Origin of the sequence: Caulobacter sp. AP07, from assembly GCF_000281955.1 — a bacterium.
In the GTDB taxonomy this organism is placed as follows: Bacteria; Pseudomonadota; Alphaproteobacteria; order Caulobacterales; family Caulobacteraceae; genus Caulobacter.
On record NZ_AKKF01000225.1, the window covers coordinates 37,783 to 51,539 of the forward strand.

The following is a 13,757-nucleotide window of genomic DNA, read 5'->3' on the forward strand; positions in this document are numbered from 1 at the left end:
AGACGGGGCGTGGGGTTCATCGCTTAAACATGGAGGCCCCCATGTCGACGATCCCGTGGAGATCCTGGCTGCTGCTCGGCGCGCTGAGCCTGCTGCTGTTCCTGATCACCGCCTCGACCTTTTCGTCGCTGGGCGTCGTGCTGCCGGCGATGATCAAGGAGCAGGGCTGGAGCTTCGGCACCGCCTTCCTCGGCTTCACCCTGCTGGGGGCCTTCTGCGGCGGCTCGTCGTGGCTGCCGGCCATCCTGATCCGCAAGCTGGGGGTGCGGCTGACCATCGTCGCCGGCTCGGCGGTGATGGTGGCGGGCTTCGCCTGCCTGGCCAGCGCGCACGGCCTGCCGGTCTATCTGGTCGGCACGGCCCTGCTGGGCGTCGGCTACCAGATGATGGCCCTGATCCCCGGCACCCACGTGCTGTCGATGCTGTTCAAGAAGCGCGCCCTGCCGTTCGGGGTCTATTTCACCATCGGCTCGCTGGGCGGGGTGGCCGGCCCCTGGATGGCCCTGACCGGCATGGCGGCGGCCCACGGCGACTGGCGTCCGTACTGGTGGGCCCAGGCGGTCGCCTCGGTGGTGGTCGGCGCCCTGTGCGCGGCCCTGGTCGGCGGCCGCGCCTGGCTGGCCGCCGCCGCCGCCCTGACCGACAAGGCCGTCGCCGAGGACGCCCAGACCGCGCCCGTCAACGCCAAGGTCTATCGCACCACCACCGACTGGACGGTGAAGGAGGCCCTCGCCACCCCGCAGTTCTGGGTGATCCTGGCCGCCTATTTCGCCCACCTGCTGGGCGGGGTCACCGCCGTCAGCCTGGCGCCGACCCACTTCAGCGAGCTGGGCGTGGTCTCGGCCGTGGCGGTCAGCGTCATCAGCTTCGAGTCCCTGATGCAGGTGGTGGCCCGCATGGGCGGGGGCCTGCTGGGCGACCGCGTCGATCCGCGCTGGCTGCTGGCCGGGGCCCAGGGGATGATGGCGGTCGGCCTGCTGGCCCTGACCCACGCCACGACCTGGCCGCTGATGATGCTGTTCGCCGTCGGCGTCGGCGTCGGGTTCGGCATGACGGTGCTGGCGATCAGCATTCTTTTGCTCAACTATTATGGCCGGAAGAACAATCTGGAGATCTTCTCGCTGGTCTGCCTGGTGGGCGCGGTCTCGGCCCTGGGGCCGGTGATCGGCGGCGTGATGCGCGACCGTCTCGGCGGCTTCGCCCCAACCTTCCAGGTGTTCGCCGCCATAATCGGCGTAATCTTCGTCGCGGCGCTGTTCATGCGGCCGCCGCGCAAGGCCACCCATGTAGAACCGGTCGCAGAACCGGTCCCGACCATGCTTCAAGACGCCGCCTGAGGAGGAAGCGCCATGTTCCACAGCCCATCCAAGCACAAGGACTTCGGGGTGTTCCTGCCGGTCGCCAACGGCGGCTGGATCATCTCCAAGACCACGCCGGTCCTCGACGGCCTCTACCAGCAGAACAAGGCCGCGGCGGTGACCGCCGACCAGGTCGGCATGGACTTCGTGATGTCGATGGGCAAGTTCCGCGGCTTCGGCGGCGAGACCGACCACTGGGGCACGGCCCTGGAGTCGGTGACGATGATGGCCGGCATCGCCGAGGCCACCAAGAACGTCCGCATCTGGGCCACCATCCATCCGCTGCTGCAGAACCCGGCGGTGGCGGCGAAGCTAATTTCAACCCTGGACCACATCAGCGGCGGCCGGGCGGGCCTCAACATCGTGGCCGGCGCCTACAAGGGCGAGTTCGACCAGATGGGAGCCTGGGACGACAGCCTGTCCCACGACGACCGCTACGCCCTGACCGAGGAATGGACCACGGTGGTCAAGCGCCTGTGGGCCGAGGACAGCGTCGATTTCGCCGGCAAGTTCTTCACGATGAAGGACTGCCAGTCCAAGCCCAAGCCGCTGTCCAAGCCGCGTCCGGAACTGATCTGCGCCGGCATGTCCGATCGCGGCTTCCAGTTCTCGGTGCGCGAGGCCGACATCTGCTTCATCGGCGGCCGCACGCCCGACGAGCGCCGCGACGCCTCGCTGCGGGCCAAGAAGGCGGCCGAGGGCATGGGCAAGTCGATCAAGACCTACGCCATGTGCACGATCGTCCACGGCGACACCGACGCCAAGGCCCAGGCCATGGTCGAGCACTACAAGGACGGCGCCGACATGGGCGCGATCCTGGCCATGCTGGCCAGCTGGGGCGTGCCGGCCGACAAGCTGAGCTCCGTCGCCGCCCAGCAGGGCGCGTTCATGACCCACACCGTGGTCGGCTCGCCCAGCTCCTGCGCCGCCCAGGTCGAGGAGTTCGTCACCTACTGCGAGCTGGACGGCCTGATGCTGATCTTCCCGGACTATGTCGAAGGCCTGACCATGTTCGGCGCCGACATCCTGCCGGGCCTGCGGGCGGTCTATTCGTGAACGCCGTGAGCCCGACCGCCACAACCACGAACGACCTGGCCGGCTGGATCGCCCCGGGCCGCACGGCGGTGCTGATCATCGACATGCAGGTCGACTTCGCCTCGCCCGACGGCGTGCTGGGGGCCTTCATCGACATGAGCGTGGTCGAGCCGGCCCTGGCCGCCGCCCAAGCCCTGGCCGACAGCGCCCGCGCCGCCGGCGTGCCGGTGGTGTTCGTCGGCCTGTCCACCACGCCCGAGACCGACTCCCCCGCCTGGACCGAGCGCCTGCGCCGTCGCGGCGGCGATCCCGACGTCGATGCGGCGCTGTGCCGGGCCGGCCAGGTCGGTTCGGAGTTCTACGGTCCCCAGCCCCTGCCAGGCGAGCTGGTGGTGCCCAAGACCCGCTACAGCGGCTTCGTCGGCACCGACCTGGATGTCAGGCTGACGGAGATGGACGTCGACACCCTGGTGGTGGCCGGCCTGACCACCGAGTGCTGCGTCGACAGCACCGTCCGCGACGCCTTCGACCTCGACTACCACGTGTTCGTAGCCGCCGACGCCTGCGCCGCCTACGAGGCGGACATCCATGCGGCGTCGCTGAAGGTGATGGAACTGAACAGCGCGATCCTCACCGACACGGCGGCGGTCGCGCGCGCCTGGAAAGGGGCTGCTTGAGTATGGCCGACGGATTTCCGCCCCTGGGGGCCTCCGCGCCCTACACCGTCACCGACGCCGACCGCGCCGCCATCGCCGCCGCGATCAGCCAGGACGAGATCGTCGCGCTGGCCCTGACCCTGGGCAACATCCCCGCGCCGTCGGGCAAGGAGCTGGAAGTCGCCAACTACGTCCACGACTGGATGGCGCGCGAGGGCTTCTCGCCGCGCAAGGTCGGGGCCACGCCCGAACGGCCCAACATCATCGGCACGCACGGCGGCAAGGGTGTCGGCAAGAACCTGCTGTTCACCGCCCACCTCGACACCGAGGCGCCGACCTGGAACCCCGACCTCGACGCCTACAAGTACAGCCCCGAGACCCTGGCCAATCCCGAATGGGAGAAATGCTGGCTGGAGGACGGCAAGCTGTACGGCTACCCGATCGCCAACGACCGCGGCCCGATGAGCTGCTTCCTGATCGCCGCCAAGGCGCTGAAAACGGCCGGCTACGAACTGGCCGGCAAGATGTACCTGACCGCCTGTCCCGGCGAGATCGGCCCCGAGCCGATCGAGGAGCACCGAGGCGTGGCCTATATGGGCAAGGACATCGGGGCCCACTACCTGTTCCACCACGGCGGGGTCGCCCCTGACTACGCCATCGCCGCCGAGGGCTGCGACTTCGGCCTGACCTGGGTGGGCTGCGGCTATGCGGTGTTCCGCTTCCAGGTCTGGGGCGAGGGGGTGTTCACCCCGCTGCTCGACCATCCGGCCACCTCGGCCCAGCACCCGAACCCGATCTACAAGATCGGCCGGCTGACCGACGCCATCCACGCCTGGAGCGGCGAATGGGAGAAGAGGAGCCGCTATGACAGCCCGGGCGGCGTGGCCCAGCCCAAGTCGCAGATCGCCTCGATCCGCGGCGGCATCCCGTTCGCCTTCGGGGCGGGCACCGAGCTGGTGAACCTCTATCTGGAGGTGGGCCTCAATCCGAAGCAGCGGGTGGCCGACATCCAGCATTCGCTGGAGGCCATGGTCCGCGAGGCCGGCCTGGGCCGGATCGACATCGAGCCGGTGGTGGTGCGCCACGGCTTCGAGGCCGACGCCCGCGAGGTGGCCCCGTTGGTCGCCGCCGTCGACGACGCCACCAAGCTCAGCCTGGGTCATCCCGTGGCCCTGGCCAACCCGGTCTATTCCAGCATGTGGCGCGACCACAACGTCTTCAACATGCACCGCATCCCGGCCATCACCACCGGCTTCCGCCGCTGGCGGCCGACGCCCCAGGACCTGGTCGACAGCGCCCTGGTCTACGCCCTGACCGCCCTGGCGGTCTGTGGCCGGGCCTCGCCCGAAGAAGGCGCCAAGCGCCCGGCCTCGGCGGTCTATCCCGACAACCCGTTCGGGAACGACTGATGCCAATCTTGCCCAAAGAAGGGGTGGTGAAGGAACTCGCGCCCGAGCCCGGCGATTTCCGCAAGGCCATGGGCAGCTTCGCGGCCGGGGTGACGGTGGTCACCGTCTGCCACGAGGGCCGGCTGGTCGGCACCACGGTCAGCGCCTTCAGTTCGGTGTCGCTGGACCCGCCGCTGGTCATGGTCTGCCTCAAGCGCGACAGCCGCACCCTGGCGGCCCTCAGCCAGGCCCGGACGTTCTGCGTCAACATCCTGTCGGTCGAGCAGGGCGACCTGGCCCACCGCTTCGCCAGGAGCGGGGCCGACGACCGCTTCGCCCTGACCGCCGTCGAGGCGGGGGTGTGCGGGGCGCCGGTGCTGGCCGGCTGCGCGGCGGCCGTCGAATGCGAGCTGCACGCCGCCCATGACGGCGGCGATCACGAGATCCTGGTCGGCCGCGTCCTGCGCGTCGTGGTCGACGAAGCCAAGGCCCCGCTCGTCTACGTGCGCGGCGGCTTTCTCAACGCTTAGGAAGGGCGGTTTCATGACCTACGACGTACTCGACGTGAAGCCGATGACGCGCCGGATCGGCGCCGAGATCTTCGGCGTGGACCTGGGCCGGCCCCTCACGAACCGCCAGTTCGAGGAGCTGCACCAGGCCCTGACCCAGTATCAGGTGATCTTCTTCCGCGACCAGGAGATGGACCACGAGGCCCACAAGGATTTCGGCCGCAAGTTCGGCGACCTGGCCATCCATTCGGGCGTGCCCGGCATTGAGGGCCACCCCGAGATCGTCGCCATCCACGCCGACGCCAATTCCAGGTTCGTGGCCGGCGAGAACTGGCACTCGGACCTGACCTGCGACCCCGAGCCGCCGCTGGGCAGCATCCTGCACATGAAGGTCCTGCCCGACGACGGCGGCGACACCTGTTTCGCCAGCATGTATGCGGCCTACGAGACCCTGTCGGACCGGATGAAGGCCTATCTGGAAGGCCTGTCGGCGGTGCACGACGCCAATCCGGTCTACAAGGCGATCTTCCCGGACATCGACCGCAAATATAATTGCTCGACCCACCCGATCGTCCGCACCCATCCGGTCAGCGGTCGCAAGAGCCTGTTCGTCAACCCGTCCTACACCACCCATGTCGCGGGCGTGTCGAAGGCCGAGAGCACGGCGGTTCTCAGCTATCTCTACCAGCACGCGTCCAACCCCGACTTCCAGGTGCGCTTTCGCTGGCAGAAGAACTCGGTGGCCTTCTGGGACAACCGCTGCACCTGGCACCAGGCGATCTGGGACTATTTCCCCGACACCCGGACGGGGTTCCGGGTGACCGTGGCGGGCGACAAGCCTTTCTAGTTCCTCGTTAAAACTTGTCATCCCGGGCGTAGCGAAGCGCAGACCCGGGACCGCCGGAAACGCATACGCTCAGGCGTCGGTCCCGGATCTTCGCGCTGCGCGCTCGTCCGGGATGACAGCAAGGGGAGGGGAATATGGATCCGCACCACCGCCGCATCCTCCTGCTCGGCGCGGCCGGCGGCATCGGAAGCGCGATCCGGGACGGCCTGCGCGGCCGCTACGGCCTGATGCGCCTGGCCGACATCGCGCCGCTGGCGCCGGCCGGGCCGGGCGAGGAAACCGTTCACGCCGACCTCCTCGACATCCCGTCACTGGTGACGGCGATGGCCGGGATCGACTGCGTCGTCCACATGGCCGGCGTGCCCGTCGAGCCCGAGACCAACGCCTGGGAGCAGGTCCTCCCGGCCAACATCGTCGGCGTCCACAATCTGTTCGAGGCCGCGCGGCTGGCGGGCGTCGGGCGCGTGCTGTTCGCCTCGTCGCACCACGCGGCCGGCTTTCATCGCCGCGACGCGCCGACGGCGCAGACCCTGGTTCCGCGGCCCGACAGCTACTACGGCGTCAGCAAGGTGTTCGGCGAGGCCATGGGCCGGATGTACGCCGACAAGTTCGGCCTGCAGGTGCTGTCCCTGCGGATCGGCGCCTATCGCGACCGGCCGTCCGACCCCCGCCAGCTGGCGGTCTGGATCAGCCCTCGCGACATGGTCGAGCTGGTGAGATGCGGGATCGAGGCCTCGGATTTCGGCTATGCGGTCGCCTACGGAGTCTCGGCCAACACGCGGAGTTTCTGGGATAATTCCCAGGTGGCGTTCCTGGGCTACGCGCCGAAGGACAATGCCGAGGCCTGGGCGGACGCGATCCTGGCGGACGGTCCGGAAGATCCGGCCGCCGCGCCGTTCCAGGGCGGCTGGTACTGCGCCAGGGACTTCGTGGGCCAGCCGGAGCGGGTGGACTGAAAGTTTCCACCGCCGCACCCCACGTCCGTCATCCCCCGCTTTATGCGGGGGACCCAAGCGGCGGTTGGCGTACCGCAAGAACGCGGCCGCAGGCCCGGCTTGGGTCCCCCGAACAAGTCGGGGGATGACGACCTTATAGTGTGGATGGGGCGGCCCTACTCCCGCGTGAAGCTCTCCGGAATGATCGGGCTCACCCCCGCCTTGCCCCACAGCACGATCTCGTTGCCCCACGGGTCGCGGAAGGCGTGGTTGTAGCCGTTGAACTCGGCCCAGTAGTGGTCGCGCCACAGCAGTTCGGCGCCCAGGCCGACCGCCGTGTCCAGGATGCGGTCGGCGCTGTCGTCGTCGCCGATCAGCACCCAGATGCGCGGCTTGCGGCCGTCGGTCGACAGGTGGCGGGGCTCGACGCTGGTCGGCTCCGGATGGGGCCGGGCGTTGGCGGCCTTGAAGATCCCCAGGTGCAGGTTGCCGATCTCGCTGTCGGTCCCGTCGGGCTTCTTGAAGAACCCGCCCGGCACCATGCGGTGGTAGAGGCCCTCGGGGCGGGCGTCGTTCTCCCAGCCGAACACTTCGGCGTAGAACTTGCCGGCGGCGTTCGGGTCTTCCGAGGCCAGGTCGACGAAGATCAGGGTGTTGGTCACGGGTGGTCCTCCAGAGCATTTTCAAGCGAAGTGGCCGCCGGTTCGCGTGAAGAAAATGCGTTAAAACAAAACTCTAGGCAGCAAACGGGCCGTCGGGGAAGCCGATCGACAGGGTCAGGTCTTTCCAGGCGTCGATGTCGGCCCGCAGGGCGGCGGCCGCGTAGCCGGCGTATTTCAGGGCGTCCTCGCCCAGCAGCAGGTGCATCGGCGGGGCGTCGGCGTCGGCGACCTGGAGGATGGCCTGGGCCGCCTTGGCCGGGTCGCCGGGCTCCGACCCGGCATGGTCGGCCATGATCCGTTCGGCGTCGCGGGCCAGGCCGTCATAGTCGGCGATCTTGGTGGCGACGACCGCCTTGGAGCCGGCCGAGAAGCCGGTGCGCAGGCCGCCCGGGGCGACGTTGACCACCTTGATCCCCAACTCGGCGACCTCGGCGGCCAGGGTCTGGGTCAGGCCTTCCAGCGCCCACTTGCTGGCGCAGTAAACGCCGGTGCCGGCCCAGGTGGCCAGGCCCGAGACCGAGGTGATGTTGATGATCCGCCCGGCCCGGCGGGCGCGCATGGCCGGCAGCACCGCCTTGAGCAGGGCCAGCGGGCCGATGACGTTGGTCTCGAACTGGGCGCGGACCTCGTCGAGCGAGGCCTCCTCGACCGCCCCGACCAGGCCGTAGCCGGCGTTGTTGACCAGGATGTCGATCCGGCCGGTGATCGCCTGCGCCCTGGCGACGCCGGCGCGAACCGCCGCCTCGTCGGTGACGTCGAGGATCAGGGCGTGGCCGCCCAGCCGCTCGAAGGCGTCGGCGTCCGGAGCCTTGCGCACCGTGCCGACGACGACGTCGCCGCGCGCCAGGGCCGCCAGGGCGATCTCGCGCCCGAGGCCGCCGGAAACGCCGGTGATCAGCCAGGTTTGGGTCATGGAAACTCCTGGAAACAAGGTCCTCCCCCTCTGGGGGAGGAGGCCCGAAGGGCCGGAGGGGGGAGGAGGCGGATGTTCGAACCTTACCGGCCCTTTCCGAATACTCCCCCCTCAGTCGCTCCGCGACAGCTCCCCCACAGGGGGAGCACTTAGGCTTAGTACGGCTTGTCGCCCTTCACCCACAGCCGGTGCATCGTCCGGAAGTACTTGGTGTCGTCGTACAGCGTGCCGGTGTGCAGGGTGCAGCGGTTGTCCCACATCAGCAGGTCGCCCTTGGCCCACTTGTGACGATAGACGAAGTCGTCGCCGGTCATGAATTCCACCAACTCGTCGATCAGCGCCAGCCCCTCGGGGCCGGGCTTGCCGATCACCTCGGTCACCGTGCCGGTCGAGGGCCACAGCGCCTTGCGGCCGTCGGCCGGGTGGGTGCGGATCAGCGGGTGCTCGACGTCGGGATTGGCCGCCTCCAGCTCCGGCGACAGGATCTGGGCCCCGAACTCGCGGGTGGCCATGAAGTGCTTGTAGCTGTGGTGCAGGCGCAGCGGCAGCAGCTCGTCCTGCTTTTCGGGCGACAGGGCGTTCCAGGCGGCGCAGCCGTCGGCCAGCAGGGTGTCGGAACCCTCGTCGGGCACCTCGACCGCATAGAGCATGGTCAGCATCACCGGCTGGGGCTTGTAGCTGTAGTCGGTGTGCCAGCCGACGCCGTCGTTGTGGGCGCCGATCGGCTTGCCGTCCACGACCCGGTTGCTGAGGATGAAGATCTTCGGATAGCCGGGCAGGGTGAAGCGGGTCTGGGTGTGGTCCTCAGGATCGCCGAACCGGCCGATGAACCGCATCAGGTCGTCGGGGGTCATGGTCTGGTCGCGCAGCACGATGGCGCCGTGGCGATGGAAGGCGGCGACCACGCTGTCGATCCTGGCGTCCGAGGCGGTGGGCAGGTCGACCCCCTGGATCAGCGCGCCGAAGCCGGGTTTCAAGTCCTGGATGGCGAGGTCGTCGGCGAGCGTCATGTCCACGGGGCGCGGTCCTTTGGCGGTGTCTGAAGCAAAGCCTAGGCGGGGTCGCCGGACCCGTCTTGCCTGAGCGCGCCCGATCCCTTTCCGTGCGCGCTCGGTAAACTTCCCCTCGGCCGGAAGCTGCGCGTCTTTTGCTCATTTCCGCCCCAGAAGGCGGCGAACCCGCCCTCGCGCCGGGCGATGGCCAAGTTATCGTGCGCGCTGGTGCAAGACCGCCGCGCACGCCGCGCCTAGCCTTCGTATCGATCTCTCGAAGGGAGCGCTTGCACCATGGGCCCCAATTTGCAGGCAAGTCCGCCCGCCTCCGCATACCTGAACGACGCCTTCTTCGACGCCCTGTCGCGCTCTATGCTCGACGTCGGCTCGGCCGAGACCCTGCCGCCGGCCTGCTACACCGACGCCGCCTTCTACGACTTCGAGAAGGAGGCGCTGTTCAACCACGAATGGCTGTGCGTGGGCCGCGTCGACTGGGTCAAGGCGCAGGGCGACTACTTCACCACCACCATCATCGGCGAGCCGATCATCGTCACCCGAAACCGCTCGGACGAGATCAAGGCGATGTCGGCGGTGTGCCAGCACCGCGCCATGCTGGTGGCCGAGGGCCGGGGCAACACCCGCGGCTTCGTCTGCCCCTATCACCACTGGGTCTATTCGCTGAACGGCGACCTAGTGAACGCCCCGGCCATGGACCGCACCTGCGATTTCGACAAGAAGTCGGTGAAGCTGCCCACCTTCAAGGTCGAGGTCTGGCTGGGCTTCATCTTCATCAATTTCGACGCCGAGGCCCCGCCGCTGGCCCCGCGCCTGGCCGATGTTGAGGCGGCGATCGCCAATTTCGACCTGTCCAACGCCGAGGGCCTGACCCCGCCGATGACCGGCCAGTTCGCCTGGAACTGGAAGGTGATGTTCGAGAACAACAACGACGGCTACCACGCCAACAAGCTGCATCGCGGGCCGCTGCACGACTTCATCCCCAGCGAGCTGTGCAGCTTCCCCGAGGCGGGCGAGGGCGACGCCGGCTTCCTGCGCTACAACGGGACCACCCACCCTGACGCCAGCTTCAACCCGACCCAAAAGGCGGTGCTGCCGGTGTTCCCCAAGCTGACCGATGAGGACCGCAATCGCGCCACCTTCGCCAACATCCCGCCGACCCTGTCGCTGGTGATGACCAGCGACATGGTCATCTACCTGATCCTGCGCCCCACCGGCCCCGAGACCATGGAGCAGGACACCGGCCTGCTGGTCGCCCCCGGCGCCACCGAGACCCCCGGGTTCGAGGAGCGGCTGGAGATGATCATGACCTCGGCGGGCAAGATCATCGCCCAGGACATGCATGTCGACGCCCTGGTGCAGCAGGGCCTGCGCTCGCGGTTCGCGGTGCGCGGCCGCTACAGCTGGCAGGAAGGCGCGCAGGTGCAGTTCAACCGCTGGCTCACCCCGCGCTACCAGAAGGCCTGGTCGGCGCTGAAGGCGGGAGCCGCGTCATGAGTCGGCTGCCCGTCGTTTTCTTCGGTCACGGCAGTCCGATGATCGCCCTGGAGACCAACGACACCACCCGGACTTGGCGCGCGATGGGCGAGGCGTTCGGCAAGCCCAAGGCCATTCTCTGCGTCTCGGCCCACTGGCTGACCCAGGGGGTCGCCGTCACCGCCATGGCCGCGCCGCGCACCATCCACGACTTCGGAGCTTCCTTCCCTAAAGCCTTGTTCGACGTGCAGTATCCGGCTCCGGGCTCGCCCGAGCTGGCGGCTCGCGTGGTCGAGTTGCTGGCTCCGCAGCCGGTGGCGCTGGACCAGCAGACCTGGGGCCTGGACCACGGGACCTGGTCGGTGCTGAGCAAGGCCTATCCCGACGCCGACGTGCCGGTGGTGCAGCTCTCCATGGACGCCGGCAAGCCGCCGGCCTGGCATTTCGACCTGGCCCAGCGGCTGGCGCCCCTGCGCGACGAGGGCGTGCTGATCGTCGGCACCGGCAACATCGTCCACAACCTGCCGGCCATGAACTGGGGCGAGCGCCACTGCGCGCCCTATGAGTGGTCACAGCGGTTCAACGACTACATCAAGCAGGCCATCGCCGACGACGCCCCGCAACGGGCGGTGGACTTCGCCTCCCAGGGCCAGGACGCCAGCCGTTCCGTGCCGACCCCGGATCACTACTGGCCGCTGCTCTACGTGCTGGGCGCGCGCCTGCCGGGCGACGCGCCGACCTTCGCCCCCGACCACATCGAGCACGGCTCGCTGAGCATGACCAGCGTCACGCTCGCGCCCGCGACGGCCTGACCCGGAGACCCCGATGCCCTTCATCTGCGAACCCGGCCAGACCCGTCCCGACGTCCTGCCCGGCGCCCTGCACACCCTGCGCGCCACGCCCTCGACCGTGCACTGGGGCTATTTCGACCCGTCGACCGGCCCGTCGCTGCGCATCAAGAGCGGCGACCTGGTCTGCGCCGAGGCCATCACCCACCACGCCGGCGACGCGCCCCACCTGATGATGGACGAGGCGGTCACCCGGATCTTCACCGAGATCCCCGAGGCCGACCGCAACCCCGGCGTCCACATCATGACCGGCCCCATCTACGTGGAAGACGCCAGGCCCGGCGACGTGCTGGAGGTGCGCTACCTGCGCATGGCGCCGCGCAACAACTACGGCTCCAACCTCGCGGCCAACTGGGGCTACCTCTACAAGGAGTTCGGCGAGAAGGAGCGGGTGACGATCTACGAGCTGGATCCCAACGCCAACACCGCCAGCGCCCTCTACGCCTACGACTTCCCGGGCAAGTACCTGATCCCCGGAACCATCACCCATTGCCCCGAATGCGACCGCCAGCCGGCCCTGAACGGCGTGCGGGTGGCGGCTCGGCCGCACCTGGGCACCGCCGGGGTCGCGCCGGCCGTCGACGGCCGCGTCAGCACCATTCCGCCCGGCGCCCACGGCGGCAATATCGACAACTGGCGCATCGGGGCGGGGGCGACGATGTACTACCCCGTGCAGGTCGAGGGCGGGCTGTTCTCGATCGGCGACCCCCACGTGTCGCAGGGCGACGGCGAGATCTCCGGCACCGCCATCGAGAGCTCGCTGAACGTCCTGATGCAGATCGTGCTGCGCAAGGACTTCGAGTCTCCCGGACCTTTGCTGGAGACCCCAAAGTGGTGGATCGTCCATGGTTTCCACGAGGATCTTGATGTCGCCATGCGCGACGCCTCGCTGAACATGCTGACCCTGCTCAGCGACCATGTGGGCCTGTCGAAGAACGACGCCTATTCGTTGATGAGCGTGGCCAGCGACTTCGGCGTCACCCAGGTGGTCGACGGCAAGCAGGGCTGCCATGTGCGCATCCCGCGTGACATCTTTCCCAAGAAGAGCGGATAGGGCGCCCCATGAAGGCCTGGTCGTTCAGCACCGACAGCCACCCCCGCGCCGAGCGCGCGGAGGCCTGGCGCGAGGCGATGAGCCGGCTGGGCCTGCCGATCGAGGGCCTGTCGGACGCCGAGCCGGCCAGCGCCTCGGTGGTCTGCCTGACCTCGCCCCTGGGCATCGAGTTCGCCCTGGTCGAGGCCGGGGCCCAGGCGATCTCCGGCCGCCGCACCGGCCAGCCGGCGGCGGTCTGGCTGGCGGTGCTGCTGAGCGGCCAGGCCACCCTGGTCACCGACGACCTGGCCGAGGAGATGGTGGCCGGCGACATCGCCTACGGCCCGACCGGCCAGCCGGCGGCCCTGCGGCTGGAGACCCGCTGCCGGTTGATGTTCGTCCGCGCCCCGCGCGTGGCCCTGGACCACCGGCTGATCGCCCCGGTCAGCCTGCGGATCGGACGGCTGCAGGGGGCGACCGGCGTGGCCCACATCCTGTCGGGCCTGCTGCGGGCCACGGCCGATGGGCTGGAGGACCTGACCGTCGACCAACTTCGTCCTGTTGAATTGGCCCTGACCGAGTTCCTGGCCATCTGCCTGGTCGAGGGCGGGGCCGAGACCGACGTCCTGGGCGTCGGCGGCGGCTCCGGAGCCCCCACCGCCCACCTGCAGCGGCTGTGCCAGACCATCGAGACCCTGCTGCCCGACCCGGACCTGTCCCTGCGCCGGGTGGCCGACGAGGAGGGGGTTTCGCCGCGCTACGTCCAGAAGCTGTTCGCCAGCGCCGACGAGACCTTCAGCCACTATCTGCGCACCCGGCGGCTGGAGCGCTGCCGCACCGACCTGGCCAGCCCGCAGCACGCACGGCTGTCGATCTCGGAGATCTGCTTCCGCTGGGGCTTCAACGGCTCGGCCCATTTCAGCCGGGCGTTCCGCGACCAGTACGGAATGTCGCCGCGGGAGTTCCGGCAGGGGGCGGCGGCTTAGGTCATCGCCCCACAAACACCCGTCATCCCCCGCTTTATGCGGGGGACCCAAGCGGCGGTTGACGCACCTTAAGAACGCCGCCGCAAGCTCGGCTTGGGTCCCCC

The 13,757-nt window shown here is 69.0% G+C and carries 14 protein-coding genes; 11 read left to right on the forward strand and 3 right to left on the reverse strand.

The window, feature by feature from the left end:
- Nucleotides 1–41: 41 nt before the first annotated feature.
- From PMI01_RS20290 to PMI01_RS28145, 7 genes are all read left to right on the forward strand, one after another.
- On the forward strand, nt 42–1,337 hold the full coding sequence (locus tag PMI01_RS20290; RefSeq protein WP_007673399.1) for an MFS transporter: 1,296 nt from the start codon (nt 42–44) through the stop codon (nt 1,335–1,337).
- A gap of 12 nt (nt 1,338–1,349) precedes the next feature.
- Nucleotides 1,350–2,414 carry an LLM class flavin-dependent oxidoreductase gene (locus PMI01_RS20295; RefSeq protein WP_007673401.1) on the forward strand — a complete coding sequence of 355 codons (1,065 nt, stop codon included), beginning with the start codon at nt 1,350–1,352 and terminating at the stop codon, nt 2,412–2,414.
- Nucleotides 2,411–3,070 (forward strand): cysteine hydrolase, encoded by a 660-nt coding sequence (locus PMI01_RS20300; protein WP_007673402.1) that lies wholly within the window; start codon nt 2,411–2,413, stop codon nt 3,068–3,070. Before PMI01_RS20295 ends, PMI01_RS20300 begins: the two co-directional genes overlap by 4 nt.
- Before the next feature lie 2 nt (nt 3,071–3,072).
- The gene (locus tag PMI01_RS20305; protein ID WP_007673403.1) at nt 3,073–4,458 is read left to right on the forward strand and encodes a hypothetical protein; all 1,386 of its coding nucleotides are present in this window, start codon (nt 3,073–3,075) and stop codon (nt 4,456–4,458) included.
- The gene (locus PMI01_RS20310; RefSeq protein WP_007673404.1) at nt 4,458–4,967 is read left to right on the forward strand and encodes a flavin reductase family protein; all 510 of its coding nucleotides are present in this window, start codon (nt 4,458–4,460) and stop codon (nt 4,965–4,967) included. Before PMI01_RS20305 ends, PMI01_RS20310 begins: the two co-directional genes overlap by 1 nt.
- Nucleotides 4,968–4,980: 13 nt before the next feature.
- Nucleotides 4,981–5,793 (forward strand): TauD/TfdA dioxygenase family protein, encoded by an 813-nt coding sequence (locus PMI01_RS20315; RefSeq protein WP_007673405.1) that lies wholly within the window; start codon nt 4,981–4,983, stop codon nt 5,791–5,793.
- 134 nt (nt 5,794–5,927) lie between these two features.
- The gene (locus PMI01_RS28145; protein WP_007673406.1) at nt 5,928–6,749 is read left to right on the forward strand and encodes an NAD-dependent epimerase/dehydratase family protein; all 822 of its coding nucleotides are present in this window, start codon (nt 5,928–5,930) and stop codon (nt 6,747–6,749) included.
- A 155-nt stretch (nt 6,750–6,904) separates the two neighbouring features.
- Here PMI01_RS28145 and PMI01_RS20325 read toward each other — a convergent pair whose 3' ends face one another.
- From PMI01_RS20325 to PMI01_RS20335, 3 genes are all read right to left on the reverse strand, one after another.
- A complete protein-coding gene (locus PMI01_RS20325) occupies nt 6,905–7,390 on the reverse strand; it encodes a VOC family protein (protein WP_007673408.1) in 486 nt (161 codons plus the stop codon).
- A 73-nt stretch (nt 7,391–7,463) separates the two neighbouring features.
- Nucleotides 7,464–8,303, reverse strand: coding sequence for an oxidoreductase (locus tag PMI01_RS20330; RefSeq protein WP_007673411.1), 840 nt, complete (start codon nt 8,301–8,303; stop codon nt 7,464–7,466).
- A gap of 155 nt (nt 8,304–8,458) precedes the next feature.
- On the reverse strand, nt 8,459–9,313 hold the full coding sequence (locus PMI01_RS20335; protein ID WP_007673414.1) for a TauD/TfdA dioxygenase family protein: 855 nt from the start codon (nt 9,311–9,313) through the stop codon (nt 8,459–8,461).
- Nucleotides 9,314–9,589: 276 nt separating this feature from the next.
- Between PMI01_RS20335 and PMI01_RS20340 the strand changes: the two genes are divergently transcribed.
- The 4 genes from PMI01_RS20340 to PMI01_RS20355 are packed head-to-tail and all read left to right on the forward strand — an operon-like array spanning nt 9,590 to nt 13,653.
- Nucleotides 9,590–10,807 (forward strand): aromatic ring-hydroxylating oxygenase subunit alpha, encoded by a 1,218-nt coding sequence (locus tag PMI01_RS20340; protein ID WP_007673416.1) that lies wholly within the window; start codon nt 9,590–9,592, stop codon nt 10,805–10,807.
- Nucleotides 10,804–11,598 carry a 4,5-DOPA dioxygenase extradiol gene (gene ygiD, locus PMI01_RS20345; RefSeq protein WP_007673418.1) on the forward strand — a complete coding sequence of 265 codons (795 nt, stop codon included), beginning with the start codon at nt 10,804–10,806 and terminating at the stop codon, nt 11,596–11,598. The genes PMI01_RS20340 and ygiD overlap by 4 nt, the downstream gene beginning before the upstream one ends.
- A gap of 13 nt (nt 11,599–11,611) precedes the next feature.
- Complete coding sequence (locus PMI01_RS20350; protein ID WP_007673420.1) at nt 11,612–12,688, forward strand: acetamidase/formamidase family protein; 1,077 nt, start codon at nt 11,612–11,614, stop codon at nt 12,686–12,688.
- Between the two features lie 8 nt (nt 12,689–12,696).
- Nucleotides 12,697–13,653: a helix-turn-helix domain-containing protein gene (locus tag PMI01_RS20355; RefSeq protein ID WP_007673423.1), complete on the forward strand. Its 957-nt coding sequence runs from the start codon at nt 12,697–12,699 to the stop codon at nt 13,651–13,653.
- Nucleotides 13,654–13,757 lie beyond the last annotated feature (104 nt).

What these genes read in the sequence shown, in the direction of transcription:
- PMI01_RS20330 (WP_007673411.1), bottom strand. Translation starts at nt 8,303, where the DNA reads ATGACCCAAACCTGGCTGATCACCGGCGTTTCCGGCGGCCTCGGGCGC.
- PMI01_RS20290 (WP_007673399.1), top strand. Translation starts at nt 42, where the DNA reads ATGTCGACGATCCCGTGGAGATCCTGGCTGCTGCTCGGCGCGCTGAGC.
- PMI01_RS20340 (WP_007673416.1), top strand. Translation starts at nt 9,590, where the DNA reads ATGGGCCCCAATTTGCAGGCAAGTCCGCCCGCCTCCGCATACCTGAAC.
- PMI01_RS20355 (WP_007673423.1), top strand. Translation starts at nt 12,697, where the DNA reads ATGAAGGCCTGGTCGTTCAGCACCGACAGCCACCCCCGCGCCGAGCGC.
- ygiD (WP_007673418.1), top strand. Translation starts at nt 10,804, where the DNA reads ATGAGTCGGCTGCCCGTCGTTTTCTTCGGTCACGGCAGTCCGATGATC.
- PMI01_RS20315 (WP_007673405.1), top strand. Translation starts at nt 4,981, where the DNA reads ATGACCTACGACGTACTCGACGTGAAGCCGATGACGCGCCGGATCGGC.
- PMI01_RS20295 (WP_007673401.1), top strand. Translation starts at nt 1,350, where the DNA reads ATGTTCCACAGCCCATCCAAGCACAAGGACTTCGGGGTGTTCCTGCCG.
- PMI01_RS20350 (WP_007673420.1), top strand. Translation starts at nt 11,612, where the DNA reads ATGCCCTTCATCTGCGAACCCGGCCAGACCCGTCCCGACGTCCTGCCC.
- PMI01_RS20310 (WP_007673404.1), top strand. Translation starts at nt 4,458, where the DNA reads ATGCCAATCTTGCCCAAAGAAGGGGTGGTGAAGGAACTCGCGCCCGAG.
- PMI01_RS28145 (WP_007673406.1), top strand. Translation starts at nt 5,928, where the DNA reads ATGGATCCGCACCACCGCCGCATCCTCCTGCTCGGCGCGGCCGGCGGC.
- PMI01_RS20335 (WP_007673414.1), bottom strand. Translation starts at nt 9,313, where the DNA reads ATGACGCTCGCCGACGACCTCGCCATCCAGGACTTGAAACCCGGCTTC.
- PMI01_RS20305 (WP_007673403.1), top strand. Translation starts at nt 3,073, where the DNA reads ATGGCCGACGGATTTCCGCCCCTGGGGGCCTCCGCGCCCTACACCGTC.